Below are 14462 nucleotides of genomic sequence, written 5' to 3'. Positions count from 1 at the left end.
TAGTAATTTTACTAGAAATATAGATTTTTTCCCATTCTGTTCAATCAAAAGAAAGGAGGGTCTGTTTGAAAAAGGTAATTCGCTACGCTGTTTTTGTTCTTATCCTTTTATTTGTATCAATTATTGGATTCTTGAAATTGAATCCGCCGCTCACTCATGGATCGATCGGTACGACAGAAGATAAGCAAACTGTCATTGTCGCTCTCGGCAACAAAAGCTTGCTTAGAAGCATTCAAATCACTGATGTATCCATTAATAACAACCAGCAGCCTACAAACATCAAGATGCAGATTAGTGATTCTGAAAAAGGGTTCATGATCACCGATACATACGCTCTTGTGGAAGATGCGTATGCAATCAATGAATTTGAAACCATTCCTCTCGCCCCGGACACTTCGCCGCTCGCCTCCAAAGCAATGGCTGCGTCACCCGATACCTCACCAACGACGATTTACGGATTAAGCATCACCGAAGAGTCATCGATTGATAGTATTAAATTGACGTATCGTTTTTTTGGCCTGGTTTTCTTTAAAACGATCCAAGTATAAAAGACGCGCCTGAATAGGCACGTCTTTTATTTTTTCTGCTCCATGTCATGCAATAAAGACGCAGGATCTTTGGCATCGATAAAAAGTTCACGGTTATCCTCAGGTACAAATCCCGCTTTTATTGCGTGTTCAATGAGCTGAACAAGCGGAGTGTAGTATTCCGCGATGTTGTATAGCGCAAGAGGTTTTGTATGAAGGCCAATTTGAGCCCAGCTGACCGTTTCAAAAAGCTCTTCAAACGTACCAAAACCTCCAGGGAGGGCGATAAATCCGTCGGCTAATTCACTCATCTTCGCTTTTCTTTCATGCATGGTTCCAACCTCGATCATCTCTGTTATGTTCGGATGGACGATTTCTTTTTCAAAAAGGTGGCTCGGCATAATTCCTGTCACTTTTCCCCCGCTGTCCAGCACTTGGTCGGCTAACACACCCATTAACCCACTTTTAGCACCACCATAGACCAGTTCAATGTCTTTTGCAGCCAGCCTTTCACCTAAAGCTTTCGTTTTCTCTATAAAAATCGGGTCATTCCCCGCACTGGACCCAGCGAATACACAAATGCGTTCCACGTGAAACACTCCTCCTCTTGTTCTTCTATGTAGAGTTTACCCTAAGTTATAATTTTTTGATGCTCACCACTGGACTTTTGTAAAAAAAAGCCTGGCTGAGTAAGCCAGGCTTCCATTTTATTCGCTATATACGCTGCGAACAACGTTCGTTTGTGCACGATCAGGACCAACAGAGAAAATAGACAATGGAATTCCAGTCAGCTGAGAAACACGCTCGATGTAGTGACGTGCGTTCTCAGGGAGATCACTCAGCGTTTTCGCCCCTGTGATGTCCTCAGTCCAGCCTGGCATTTCTTCATAAACAGGCTCACATTCGGCAAGAACTTTCAAGCTTGCCGGAAACTCTTCCATGATTTCACCTTTGTACTTGTACGCTGTGCAAATTTTCAATGTCTCAATGCCTGTCAGTACATCAATGGAATTCAAGGAAAGATCAGTAATTCCACTTACACGACGGGCATGACGAACAACGACACTATCAAACCAGCCGACGCGGCGTGGACGCCCGGTCGTTGTACCATACTCGCGTCCCACTTCACGGATTTGATCTCCGACTTCGTTCTCAAGCTCAGTCGGGAAAGGTCCATCTCCTACACGTGTCGTATAAGCTTTCGAAACACCGACGACGTGCTTAATTTTTGATGGTCCCACACCAGAACCAATCGTTACTCCACCCGCAATCGGATTAGAAGAGGTAACGAAAGGATACGTCCCCTGGTCGATGTCGAGCATAACTCCCTGGGCACCTTCAAAAAGAACCCGGCGCCCTTCATCCAATCCATCGTTCAAAACGACAGATGTGTCGCAAACATAGGCTGCTATTTGTTGACCATATTCAAAGTATTCATCAAGAATATCTTCCACCGCAAATGGTGATGTTTCGTATACTTTTTCTAGAAGGCGGTTCTTCTCAGCAAGGTTCTGCTCCAGCTTTTCACGGAAGCTTTCCTTATCCAGTAAATCAGCGATACGGATGCCGGTACGAGCTGCTTTGTCCATGTAGGCAGGACCAATGCCTTTTTTGGTCGTTCCGATCTTATTCGCACCCTTTTCTTCCTCTTGCAGTTCATCTAATTTCAAGTGATATGGAAGAATGACATGAGCACGGTTACTGATCCGCAGATTGTCTGTAGATACCCCTTTGTCATGTAAGTATTTCAATTCTTCAAGCAGCGCTTTTGGATCAATTACCATTCCGTTTCCAAGTACGCACGTTTTATCTTCAAAGAAGATCCCTGAAGGAATCAAGTGGAGTTTATATGTGACTCCATCAAATTTTATTGTATGACCCGCATTATTTCCGCCCTGATAACGAGCGACAACTTCGGCATTTTGTGATAGAAAATCAGTAATCTTGCCTTTTCCTTCGTCCCCCCACTGGGTTCCGACTACAACTACAGAAGACATAAGGCACCTCCGCCAAAAATTTGTTAAATATGTTATCCACCGTCAGTTTACCAATTCACACCTTGTAAGTCAACGCTAAAACCGAACATTAAATTATAAATACATTATTATTGTTCGATTATAACTCACATCCTGAAAAAGCTCTATTCTCTTCCTTTTGGGACTATTTATTTTGACTGGTCCCAGACCCTTAAAACTCCCAGACCTCTCATTCCATTGTATCTGAATGATGTCTTCCTCTCCTTGCGTTATTTTGAATATCTTATTTTTATCATAAAAGAAGTAGATTAACTAATATTTACAATAAAACTTAAAATAACTTATTTTTGATTGATTTCAATTAAATAATTACTTATAATCACTTATAAGAGCAACAATGAGAGGTGGATTAGATGTATCAGGAAGAACGTCTGATTGGAATCTTGCAGTTTTTAAAAGAAAACCGACGGATCTCCATTGATCAAATGTGTGAGATGTTTGATATATCAAGGGATACAGCAAGGCGGGACTTAGTAAAGTTAGAGGAAAGAAAAGCAATTGTACGTACACGCGGGGGAGCCATCCTGCCACGTACACAAACGACCATTCAAAATTATTCCCACCGATTAAAAACGGTTTCTTTTGAAAAACAGCAGATCGGCAGCAAAGCGGCATCATTTATACGCCCAGGAGATAAAATCATTCTGGATACATCCACGACGGTTCAGGCGTGTGCGAATCAAATCCGGCCTATGGACATCACAGTCATTACGAACTCCATTCACCAGGCGGAGATCTTATCAAATGTTGAAAACGTATCCATCCAACTGCTTGGCGGTTTTCTCCAAAAGGAGCATCAATTCCTTTACGGAGCTTCCGTCATCGAACGGTTAAAAAGCTATCATGTGGATCAGGCGTTTATCGGAGTGGTAGGAATCTCTGATTCAGGACTCTCTATTGCCCACGAAGAAGATGGGATGGTCAAACGGAACATGATCAAACAGGCAGAACAAGTGATAGTACTTGCAGACCATACGAAATTTGGTGTGACAGAGTTTTTTACTTTTGCAGAACTTGAAGATGTGGATGTCATCATAACAGACCAACTTCCTGATGAAGAATTTCAACAGAGATTACAGGAGCATCATGTAGATCTGATTGTTACGGAAGAGGAGGGGACTAATCTATGGACATGATCGCCATTGATTTAGACGGGACACTATTAAATTCAGCGAATGAAATCAGTGAAAACAATATTCAGGCGATTCATCGTGCACAGTCCGAGGGCGTCGAGGTGGTTATTGCAACAGGAAGGGCAGCATTCGATGTCCGAAACCTGTTCTCCGACCTGGACTTAAAAACATGGGTAATCGCCGCCAATGGGGCTACTATCCATCGCCCGGACGGTACCCTTTTTTCATCCATACCCATGGAGAAAGAAGATGTCATTAAAGTTTTAGCATGGCTTGAAGGAAATGGCTTCTACTATGAAGCGATTGATGATGAGTCTATTTTAACCCCGCAAAATGGCAGGGAGGTTATGAACATTGAGCTTGACCGTATTCGCAGTGCCAATCCGAATACGAATTTGAGCAGGCTTGAAAAGGCAGCCGAAAAACAGTTCAGTCAGTCTGGTTTTTCTCATGTAGACTCTTATAAGGAGATTGTTGATAAGAAAAGAAACGTGTACAACATCCTCACCTTCTCCTTTGAAGAGGAAAAACTTCAAAAAGGATGGGAGAGGTTCAAAGACTACCCTGACTTGACCCTTGTAAGCTCTGCCAACCATAACTTTGAAGTGGAACATAGGCTTGCTTCTAAAGGGAATGCTGTGAAGCAATTGGCTCAACAACTGAATCTTTCTATAGAAAGAACGGCGGTTATTGGAGACAGTTTGAATGATTTATCTATGATAAATATGGCAGGAAACAGCGCCGCCATGGGAAATGCCAAAAATGAGGTGAAAGAGGCCTGCCAATTCCTTACGAAAACGAATGACGAAGATGGCGTTGCCCATGCGATTGACCACTTCCTTGCTTTTTAGGATCATCCAATTCCCAGCGTGACTTTTCGGGAGGCGTGATGGGGATGATGATATAGATGGCTTCTTTGAAGCTGCTCTAAAAAAAGACGCCCGAGACTTCAGGTCTCGGGCGTCTTTTTTCTAAGCCGGTGGTACATCGGCATCGGAATACCGGTGGTCCAGGTCGACGAATTTGTTGTATTCTTTCACAAAAGCTAAAGAGACTGTTCCCACCGGACCGTTACGTTGCTTGGCTAGGATGATTTCAATAATGTTCTGGTTTTCCGATTCCTGGTCGTAGTAATCATCACGGTATAGAAATCCTACGATATCGGCATCCTGCTCAATTGAACCGGATTCACGCAAGTCAGACATCATCGGTCGCTTATCCTGTCTTGATTCAACTCCACGGGAAAGCTGCGACAGAGCAATCAACGGAACATTAAGTTCACGAGCCAATCCTTTTAAGGAACGGGAAATTTCTGATACTTCCTGCTGACGGTTTTCCTTAGAGTTGGCGCTGCCTTGAATTAACTGCAAATAGTCGATCAAAATCATACCAAGTCCGTGTTCTTGCTTAAGACGACGGCATTTGGAACGGATCTCACTGACCCGGATACCTGGTGTATCATCAATATAAATGCCAGCATTGGATAGACTCCCCATCGCCATCGTGAGTTTGTTCCAATCCTCTGTTTCCATCTGTCCTGTACGAAGACGCTGAGCATCGATGTTTCCTTCCGCACAAATCATACGGGAGACAAGCTGGTCGGCACCCATCTCCAAACTAAAAATAGCAACATTCTCATCCGTGTGGACCGCTACGTTCTGGGCAATATTCAAAGCAAACGCGGTCTTACCCATGGACGGACGGGCAGCAATGATAATCAAATCATTCCGTTGGAAACCAGAGGTGATATGATCAAGATCGCGGTACCCCGTCGGAATTCCGGTCGTACTTCCATCATTGTGGTGCAGCTGTTCAATGTTGTCATAAACGTCAATCAGTACGTCTTTGATGCTCTTGAAAGCACTGGAATTTTTCCTTTGGGAAACCTCGAGAATGTCTTTTTCTGCAGCGTTCAATACATCCTCTAAATCCTCTTCTTCTGAATAGCCCGTGGTTACGATATTTGTAGCCGTACGGATTAAACTTCTAAGAGTCGATTTTTCACTCACAATGCTTGTATAATACTGGATATTTGCAGCAGTCGGGACGGAGTTTGCAATATCCGTCAAATAAGATACCCCTCCAACTTCCTCAAGCACCTGATTGTTGGAAAGAGCTGCCGTTACCGTTACGAGATCGATCGGCTCCCCTTTATCTGAGAGCGAAAGCATGACCTCGAATATTCGCTGGTGGCTCGCCCGGTAAAAATCTTCAGGAAGAAGATATTCAGCAGCTGTCGACATCGCTTCAGGTTCTAAAAAGACCGCACCGAGTACCGCTTGTTCTGCTTCTATATTATGGGGTGGGGTGCGATCGTTCCACATTTCACTCACTCTTGTTCCTCCTCTGAATCTAAAGCACGGATGGCCCGTCCGTCACAAACAACCACACGTTGTACGGTTATTTTATACATCCTTCCTTTTCGTTATGAAAAAGAAGGTTTATGAGCCAGAAATACAAAACAGAAGCGCCCAATAGCTCCAGTAGAATGGATTGGGCGCTTGATCGTTCAAGACTTACTTTTCCTCGACATGGACTTTGATCGTACCTGTTACTTCTGGGTGAAGTTTCACAGGAACGTTTGTGTAGCCCAACGTCCGGATCGGATCATCAAGCTCGATTTTACGTTTATCGATTTTAATATCATGGGATTTCTTCAGTTGCTCGGCGATCTGCTTACTTGTAATGGATCCGAACAGGCGCCCGTTATCTCCGGATTTCGCCACAAGCTTCACTTCCAAGTTGGCAAGCTGGTCTTTCAGTCGCTTCGCTTCTTCGACTTCTTCCTGTGCTTGCTGCTCAACTTTGGCATCTTTGGCCTTTTGGGCCTGAACGTTCCCCTTCGTCGCCTCTACCGCCAAATTGTTTTTAAGGAGGTAGTTGCGTGCGTATCCATCGTTCACTTCTTTGATTTCGCCTTTTTTGCCTTTTCCTTTAACATCCGCTTTGAAAATTACTTTCATTCTGTGTCTCCCCCTTCAAAATACTCATCAATAATATCTTGCAACAATGCTTTTGCATCTTCAATCGTTGTATCTTCAAGCTGTGTGGCTGCGTTCGTCAAGTGCCCGCCGCCGTTCATCTTCTCCATGATGACCTGGACGTTGATATCTCCGAGAGAACGGGCACTGATGCCGATCCTTCCATCACTCCGTTCAGAAATAACGAACGAAGAAACGATTCCGCTCATCGTCAGTAAGGTATCCGCAGCCTGCGCAATAATGACTGGTCCGTAAGTTTCTCCGCGGTCCCCGGTGGAAATGGCAATGCCATCACGGTAAATAGAAGCCCGTTCAATCAGTTTACTTCTACGAACATAGACATCTAAATCTTCTTTCATGAACTTCTGGACTTGTACGGTATCTGCTCCCTTGGACCTCAAGTATGAAGCAGCATCGAATGTTCGTGATCCTGTGCGGAGCGTAAAGCTTTTCGTATCGACGATAATCCCTGCGAGGAGGGCCGTCGATTCGAGCATCGACAGTTTCAGTTTTTTCGGCTGGTATTCAAGCAGCTCGGTGACAAGTTCTGCTGTCGACGACGCGTATGGTTCCATATAAACAAGTGTCGGATCAGCGATGAATTCTTCTGCACGTCTGTGGTGATCGATTACGACGACATGCTCCGTTTTGGAAAGGAGCTTCTCCTCGATGACCATGGAAGGCTTGTGCGTATCTACAACGACAAGCAACGTCTCATTCGTCACCATCTCTAAAGCATCTTCTGGTGGGATGAAATAATGCCAGAGGTCTTCGTCTTTCTCAATTTCCTCGACCATCCGCTGAACGCCGGTATCAATATCATCCGGGTCGAGGACGATAGCGGCTTTCTTGTCGTTCGCCTGGGCAATTTTAAGAATACCGATGGACGCGCCGACAGAGTCCATATCCGGAGATTTGTGTCCCATGATCAAGACCTTTTCACTTGCCTGTACAAGTTCTTTCATGGCGTGGGAGATCACACGTGCGCGTACCCGTGTCCGTTTTTCCATCGGATTCGTCTTTCCACCATAGAAGCGGACTTTTCCTGAATCATCTTTGATGGCAACCTGATCTCCACCCCGGCCAAGGGCAAGGTCGAGGCTGGACTGAGCCAATTCTCCAAGTTCAGGGAGACTGACCGGACCAACACCGATTCCGAAACTTAACGTCAATGGAACGTTCTGGTCTGTAATCAATTCACGCACATCGTCGAGGATTTCAAACTTCGCTTTTTCCAAGGTATAAAGAATTTCCTGATTCATGACAGCCATGAAACGCTCTTGAGAGGTCCGCTTCAAATAAATGCCATAATCCCCCGCCCACTTGTTCAATATGGAGGTCACTTGTGAGTTGATATGGCTTTTGGCTGTATCATCCATGCCCTGGGTAATTTCTTCATAGTTATCAAGGAAAATAATCGAAAGAACCGTCTGCTCATTTTCATAACGGTTATGGATTTCCGTCTGCTTTGTCCGGTCGAACAAGTAAAGCAGACGTTCCTCCCTTTTAATGATTGTCTGGAATTTGTAACCGGCAATAGTGATCCAAACCTCATCTTCTTCATCCTTCACACAGGGAATCAGATGATCGGAAAGTCGTTTTAATGATTCTCCAACAATCGTATCCTCTTCAGTGAACTTATTCATATAAGGGTTCGCCCACTCGATCATATAGTTTTCACTATAAAGAACGATCCCGATAGGCATTTCCAACAAAGCTTCTTCGCCGACTTTTTTCACCCTGTAGGATAAGGTCGATATATATTCTTCTGTCTCATTGATCATGTTCTGTTCAGTACGGACACTGTAAAAGATGGACGCAGCTAAAAACAGCGTCATCATTAGTCCGAGCATCCATTGATAGTACCAGATGAAGCCAAGCAGAATGAGAGAGATCAAATAAATGATCCACAAGTGTCCGCTCATCGTTGGTTTTTTAAAAAAATTCGGCATTGCATTCAGCTCCTACCATCTTCTTGAGAGCGATCATTCTTTCTTTTCTTCCACACGTTCCCTCATCGGAAATCCTATATCAATTATACCGATTATTCGCACAAGGTACATGACGATTTGTGGAAGAAGTATGGAAAATACAACCACAAGAATCGGTATGACTTTTGACCACTTTTTCTTCCAAGCATAGAAAAAGACGAAAGAGAATCCCTGCAGTACGATCAGTGCCCCCGTTAAAATGAACACATTCACGGCGGCTAAATAAATCAGATCATTTCCATCCATTGTGACATAATTCAAGATCATCGCCACAAAGTAATACCATAATACGGATGTCGGCAGCTTGAAGTTCTTAAAATCAGCAAATCTCATAGACTGATTTTCGATACGATTGATTAGTTTGTAGGTCGCCCATTGGCTTACAAAGGCCATGAAAACGCCCGCCATCGCCAACACACTTGGAACGATATCAGGAATGAAATCAATCAATTCACGAAAATCTTCTATATCCTGCTTGACCTCTTCTCCCTGCATCATCCCGGAGAATAAACCTTCTACAGTACTAAAGGCTTGATTCATGCTGTTTCGTAATTCTTCCATCCAATTGACCCCGAGGAACAATTGTGTCAGGAGGAAGATGGCTAAGAGACCAATACTAAAACCAACGGATCCAATGGCAAGCGTTTCATAAGAAGAACGTTTGGCATGCATCGCTCCTCCGAGAGCAAGACCCCCGAACCCTGCCAGTAAAGTTATAGGAAGAGAGAAAACCGTCGCAAACAGCAAAGTGAAGATTAAAGATCCGATAAACATCAGTACGCCTGGCTTCCAGCCGTACCGGTAACTATAGAAAACGAAAGGGACAGGTAAAATGAGTAACAAAATCGACCCAATTGGTCCAGGCATAAAAATAATTACCAATAACAATAGCAGATATAGGCCGGTCATTAAAGCCCCTTCCGTCAACCTCTTTGTGTCATTCATGATTGATAAAGCACCTCTATTTCTATCGCGCTTGTCTTAACCTCCCTATTTTAACATATCACCCCCTCATACTTCTCGTATCAAATGCTTCCATCCACTTCTTCTTGGTGATTTTTTCTATTGTTTGTTATGATGAATAAAATTCGATAGAGGAGGGCCTCACATGCGCACCGATTACCATGTACATATGGCGGAAACCGGAAACCTTGATGTCGACTATCTACGAACCTACATAACAAAAGCAAAAGAAGAAGGAATCGAAGAATTAGGCATATCTGAACATGCGTATTTCTTTCAGGAAACACGCGACATTCTATCTAACTCTTGGGTGGAGAATCGTCGTACGCTTGACTTTGAAACCTACCAGAAGATGTTTGATGAAGCAGCCAAAGCAGAACTTCCGATCAAGATGGGCATAGAAATGGATTACATGCGAGGAAAAGAAAAAGAGATGGAGTCCTTTATTTCTTCCCATCCTTTTGATTACGTGATCGGTTCGGTCCACTGGATCAATGAATGGGGCATCGATCTTGCCATTTACCGGGATGAATATGAAAAAAGGGATTTGAAAGATGTTTACCAGCAATACTTTGACCGTGTCGTCACCCTTGCAGAGTCAGGACTATTTGACTTTGTCGGTCATATCGATGTCATCAAAGTGTTTGGCTACCGGCCAAATGACGAAGAGTTTTTGAAGGACCAATACAAACGTGCAGCGAAAGCCCTTGCGAAAACAGATACGTGCATAGAAATTAGTACGGCAGGCTTGCGAAAGCCTGTCGGAGAACTCTATCCAGATCCGACGCTTCTGCAAATGTGTAAAGATGAAGGTGTTGGGATCGTTCTCTGTTCAGATGCCCACAAACCGGACCATATCGGGTACCGCTATGAAGAAGCGATCGATCTTGCAAAATCCGTCGGTTATACCGAGGTCCATACTTTCTCCAACCGCAAACGACAGGTGCACCCCATTGGCTGACCTCCTTTTCAAAAAACGGTTTGGGCTCGAAAAAAACGAGGATTACAAAACAAATAAGCGTCTGGCAGTACGTGGCATTCTTTTTCAGGAAGGAAAAGTCCTGTTGGTGAATTCCAGTCTTGGAGATTACAAACTTCCTGGTGGCGGCGTTGAGGATGGAGAGAGAGACGAGGATGCTCTTATCAGAGAAGTTGAGGAAGAAACAGGCTGCAGGAACTGCCGGGTGAGAGAATATGCCGGCGAAGTTGTGGAAAGCCACCTTGACGTGTATGAACCGGAAGCTGTTTTTGAAATGACCTCCCGTTATTATTTTTGTGAATGGTCGGGAGAAAAAGGCGAGCAACGACTGGATTCCTATGAACAAGAACAGGACTTCACACCCGTCTGGTTAAGCGTTGAGGAAGCTATTGTTCAAAACGAAAAGATTTTGGATCGAACGAATAAAAACCCCTGGATCCTTCGAGAGATTTATGTCTTGAAACATCTAATGAATGTGATACAAACTCCCTAACCCTTAAAGCATGATTAAAAAAGCTCAACGTCACACCGACGTTGAGCTTTCTGATTAGTATTGAACAGGCGCACCAGGCCCTACAGGAATTCCTAGTAGCACCCAAACGAGCAACAGCAGCAACCAGCCAAGCAAGAAGGCAACGGAATAAGGAATCATCATAGAAATGAGTGTTCCAATTCCAAGCTTCTTATCGTAGCGCTGAGCGAACGCGATAATCACCGGGAAGTATAGAAGCAGTGGTGTAATCATGTTCGTTACAGAGTCTGCGATTCTATAAAGCAATGTCGTAAACTCCGGGGAATAACCGAGGTTCATCATGATAGGAACAAATACCGGAGCCAAAATCGTCCATTTGGCTGAAGAACTTCCAATAAAGAAATTGACGACCATCGTCAGTCCAATGAACGTTAAGATGAGGCCAATCCCATCAAACCCTGTAGAGTTCAAAAAGTCTGCCCCGCGAAAAGCGATGACCGTGCCTAAATTCGTTTCACGGAAATACGCGATAAACTGACCTGCCGTAAAGGCAAGAGCAATGTATCCACTCATGCTTGCCATGGTTTTCCCAAGTAGTTTGGTAAGGTCCTTATCATTGGAAATCTCTTTTGTAACGATTCCATAAATCAAGCCTGGGACCAGGAATAATAGGAAAATCACGAATACCAATGCGCTGAAAAACGGGGATTCAATATAGGATCCCTCTCCACGCAACGGACCGAAAGACAAGTAAGCCATAACAGCGAACGTAATCAGAAAACCGATCCCAGCCAAACGCATCCCCTTTTTCTCAAGAGAGGTCAGTTCATCAATTTCTCCTTCTGCTTCACCTTCATACTTACCCAGTCTGGGTTCTACGATTTTTTCAGTTACGAGTGTACCAATAAACGTGATCAGAACAACAGAGACGGCTGCAAAGAAGTAGTTCATCGTGACTGTAATCGTTTCTGCATAAGCAGGATCGATCGTACGAGTCGCTTCAGCAGTCAACTCCTGAAGAATAGCATCAGTACTTGTGAGTGCTAAATTGGCTCCAAATCCACCGGATACACCCGCAAAGGCCGCAGCAAGTCCAGCAAGTGGGTGTCGCCCTAGTCCTAAGAAAAGGACAGCTCCAAGTGGTGGAAGTACCACGTAGCCTGCGTTGACCGCCACACTGGACATGACTCCTGCAAAAACTAAAGCGGCCGTCAATAATTTCTGAGGAAATGAAAACACAATTCCCTTCAACGAAGCGTTAATTAAACCTGTCTGCTCAGCAAGGCCGATACCGAGCATGGTCACAAGCACAGCTCCTAGCGGTGGAAAGCCGATAAAGTTATCAACCGCACTATTAAATATATAATCCAGTCCACTCAGACTGAAAAGGTTTTTCACCTCTACGGCTTCTCCTGTCGTCGGATTCGTGACAGATACCCCGGCAAAGATTCCAGAAATAATAACTACGATAAATGCTAATATAGCAAAAAGCAGTAATGGTGATGGGAGCTTATTCCCCAGCCATTCGATGCCATCTAAAATACGAAATAAAAATCTGCGTCCAGATGAGACCTCTGCTCTATCTTTCTTCATTATACCCCTCCCTACAAAGTCGATAAATTAAGTCGGAATTAAATTTAACAAGAGAAATTCTCAAAGTCAAAGCTTTTGTTCCAGCTTTTACAAAACTATAAACTGTCATTGTTTTTTCCATAATAAAAAGACAAACCCCGGCAGGTTTGTCTTTTATATATTATGAAGCAAATTTACTTATCTCTGAATTTACTGCCCGACATTTAAATGGTCAAACACTGCACTTGCTTAATATCTGCAATTTGAGCAAGCTGTTCGTTACAGTCCCCGGCCACCGGTTTGTCTACAGTCAGCACCATGACGGCTTCTCCACCTTCGTTCGTACGTCCAACCTGCATGGTTGCGATGTTAATTTCATGTTCTGCAAGTAAACTTCCCACACGGCCGATCGCCCCTGGCTGGTCGGTGTGACGAATAACAACGAGATGGCCTTCTGGAACAACGTCGATGGAATATTGATCAAACTGCACAATACGTGCGCCCAAACCATTCAACAACGTCCCGGACACGCTGCGCTTTTCTTGATCGGTCTCGATTTCCACGGTAATCAAGTTTGTGAATCCTTTCGTTTGGGTCGACTTCTGCTCATTCACTGTAATCCCTTTGTCAGACGCTGTCTTGAACGCATTGACATCATTCACACGTTCACCGATATGACGTTTCAAGATTCCTTTCACAGCGATCCGTGTAAGTGGCATGGTATCAACTTCAAGCAAATCGCCACTATAGTAAACATTCACACGTTCTAGCGTACCGTCTACCACTTTTGATAGAAAAGCGCCCAAACGTTCAGAGAGCTTAAAGTATGGAGAGAGCTTCTCCATCATTTCTGAGGACACAGAAGGCAGGTTGACCGGGTTTTTTACTGTTCCTCCGCGTAACAGTTCCAACACATCAAAGCTGACGTCTGTCGCAACATTTTCCTGAGCTTCAATTGTACTGGCACCAAGGTGAGGAGTCGCAACCACTTCCGGCAAGGATAACAACGGATGCTCCGTCGCAGGCTCCTCTTCGAAAACATCAAGCGCAGCACCAGCGATCTTTCCAGATTGAATCGCTTCATAAAGGGCATTTTCTTCTACAATCCCTCCACGGGCACAATTCAATATACGTGCTCCCGTCTTCATCATGGCAATGGCCTCTTCATTGATTAGATGCTTCGTCTTTTCGATGAGAGGCGTGTGTACAGTCAGGAAGTCGGCCTGCTTGAGAACTTCCTCTAAAGTTCCATGAGTGACACCGGCTTTTTCCGCTTTTTCATCATTCAAGAATGGATCGAAGGCGATCACTTTCATGCGATGACCTTTAGCACGTTGGGCGACTTCGCGACCAATCCGCCCGAATCCGACAATTCCAAGCACTTTATCTTTCAACTCAACGCCGACGAACTTTTTACGTTCCCAACGCTTTTGTTGAAGCTGATGATAGGCTTGCGGAATGTTCCGAGCTAACGACATAAGCATCGCCATTGTGTGTTCGGCTGTCGAGATCGTATTCCCATCTGGAGCATTCACGACGATGATGCCGTTTTCCGTAGCCGCATCAAGATCAATGTTGTCGACTCCCACTCCCGCACGACCTATGATTTTCAAATGAGGAGCGTGTTCAATGACTTCTCGTGTCACTTGTGTCTGGCTTCTTACGATGAGCGCTTCTGCCGATCCGATTTCTTCCAACAACTGTTCATGAGATAGGTTTGAATTCATGACAGTTTCGATATCTTCCGCCTCCAATAGAGGTCTGATTCCATCTTCACTCAATGGATCACTAATCAATACACGATGCAT

13 protein-coding genes are annotated in these 14462 nt (G+C 44.3%); 5 read left to right on the top strand and 8 right to left on the bottom strand.

The genetic code is table 11. The annotated features are described in order from the left end of the window. Nucleotides 1–65 precede the first annotated feature (65 nt). On the top strand, nucleotides 66–548 hold the full coding sequence (locus ACQ4XT_RS05640) for a hypothetical protein (protein ID WP_446852806.1): 483 nt from the start codon (nucleotides 66–68) through the stop codon (nucleotides 546–548). A gap of 26 nt (nucleotides 549–574) precedes the next feature. On the opposite strand, the gene ACQ4XT_RS05635 is transcribed toward ACQ4XT_RS05640, so the two are convergent. Both ACQ4XT_RS05635 and ACQ4XT_RS05630 read right to left on the bottom strand, forming a co-directional pair. Next, nucleotides 575–1117, bottom strand: a complete 543-nt coding sequence (locus ACQ4XT_RS05635) for an LOG family protein (RefSeq protein WP_446852805.1) — start codon at nucleotides 1115–1117, stop codon at nucleotides 575–577. A gap of 117 nt (nucleotides 1118–1234) precedes the next feature. After that, on the bottom strand, nucleotides 1235–2524 hold the full coding sequence (locus ACQ4XT_RS05630; protein WP_446852804.1) for an adenylosuccinate synthase: 1290 nt from the start codon (nucleotides 2522–2524) through the stop codon (nucleotides 1235–1237). Between the two features lie 392 nt (nucleotides 2525–2916). Between ACQ4XT_RS05630 and ACQ4XT_RS05625 the strand changes: the two genes are divergently transcribed. Together ACQ4XT_RS05625 and ACQ4XT_RS05620 are read left to right on the top strand one after the other, a co-directional pair. After that, nucleotides 2917–3699, top strand: coding sequence for a DeoR/GlpR family DNA-binding transcription regulator (locus tag ACQ4XT_RS05625; RefSeq protein ID WP_446852803.1), 783 nt, complete (start codon nucleotides 2917–2919; stop codon nucleotides 3697–3699). Then, nucleotides 3690–4547 carry a Cof-type HAD-IIB family hydrolase gene (locus ACQ4XT_RS05620; protein ID WP_446852802.1) on the top strand — a complete coding sequence of 286 codons (858 nt, stop codon included), beginning with the start codon at nucleotides 3690–3692 and terminating at the stop codon, nucleotides 4545–4547. The genes ACQ4XT_RS05625 and ACQ4XT_RS05620 overlap by 10 nt, the downstream gene beginning before the upstream one ends. Nucleotides 4548–4667: 120 nt before the next feature. Here the strand turns inward: ACQ4XT_RS05620 and dnaB are convergent, their stop codons facing one another. The 4 genes from dnaB to ACQ4XT_RS05600 all read right to left on the bottom strand — a co-directional run bounded on the left by dnaB (nucleotide 4668) and on the right by ACQ4XT_RS05600 (nucleotide 9613). Continuing rightward, nucleotides 4668–6029 (bottom strand): replicative DNA helicase, encoded by a 1362-nt coding sequence (gene dnaB / locus ACQ4XT_RS05615; protein ID WP_089650694.1) that lies wholly within the window; start codon nucleotides 6027–6029, stop codon nucleotides 4668–4670. Nucleotides 6030–6212: 183 nt separating this feature from the next. Further along, nucleotides 6213–6659 (bottom strand): 50S ribosomal protein L9, encoded by a 447-nt coding sequence (gene rplI, locus ACQ4XT_RS05610; protein ID WP_146814584.1) that lies wholly within the window; start codon nucleotides 6657–6659, stop codon nucleotides 6213–6215. Then, the gene (locus ACQ4XT_RS05605; protein ID WP_446852801.1) at nucleotides 6656–8629 is read right to left on the bottom strand and encodes a DHH family phosphoesterase; all 1974 of its coding nucleotides are present in this window, start codon (nucleotides 8627–8629) and stop codon (nucleotides 6656–6658) included. Before ACQ4XT_RS05605 ends, rplI begins: the two co-directional genes overlap by 4 nt. 33 nt (nucleotides 8630–8662) lie before the next feature. After that, nucleotides 8663–9613, bottom strand: coding sequence for a YybS family protein (locus ACQ4XT_RS05600; protein WP_446852800.1), 951 nt, complete (start codon nucleotides 9611–9613; stop codon nucleotides 8663–8665). A gap of 163 nt (nucleotides 9614–9776) precedes the next feature. Here ACQ4XT_RS05600 and ACQ4XT_RS05595 point away from each other — a divergent pair, with 163 nt between their 5' ends. Together ACQ4XT_RS05595 and ACQ4XT_RS05590 are read left to right on the top strand one after the other, a co-directional pair. Beyond that, nucleotides 9777–10592, top strand: a complete 816-nt coding sequence (locus tag ACQ4XT_RS05595; protein ID WP_446852799.1) for a histidinol-phosphatase HisJ family protein — start codon at nucleotides 9777–9779, stop codon at nucleotides 10590–10592. Continuing rightward, nucleotides 10585–11103, top strand: coding sequence for an NUDIX domain-containing protein (locus ACQ4XT_RS05590; protein ID WP_446852798.1), 519 nt, complete (start codon nucleotides 10585–10587; stop codon nucleotides 11101–11103). The genes ACQ4XT_RS05595 and ACQ4XT_RS05590 overlap by 8 nt, the downstream gene beginning before the upstream one ends. Before the next feature lie 54 nt (nucleotides 11104–11157). On the opposite strand, the gene ACQ4XT_RS05585 is transcribed toward ACQ4XT_RS05590, so the two are convergent. Together ACQ4XT_RS05585 and serA are read right to left on the bottom strand one after the other, a co-directional pair. Then, nucleotides 11158–12675, bottom strand: a complete 1518-nt coding sequence (locus ACQ4XT_RS05585) for an AbgT family transporter (RefSeq protein ID WP_446852797.1) — start codon at nucleotides 12673–12675, stop codon at nucleotides 11158–11160. Nucleotides 12676–12878: 203 nt separating this feature from the next. Then, nucleotides 12879–14462: a phosphoglycerate dehydrogenase gene (gene serA, locus ACQ4XT_RS05580; protein ID WP_446852796.1), complete on the bottom strand. Its 1584-nt coding sequence runs from the start codon at nucleotides 14460–14462 to the stop codon at nucleotides 12879–12881.

The organism is Halobacillus sp. 12SKB (genome assembly GCF_052941655.1).
Note: the sequence above shows the minus strand (reverse complement) of the source record. Positions and strands in the feature narration are given on the sequence as shown.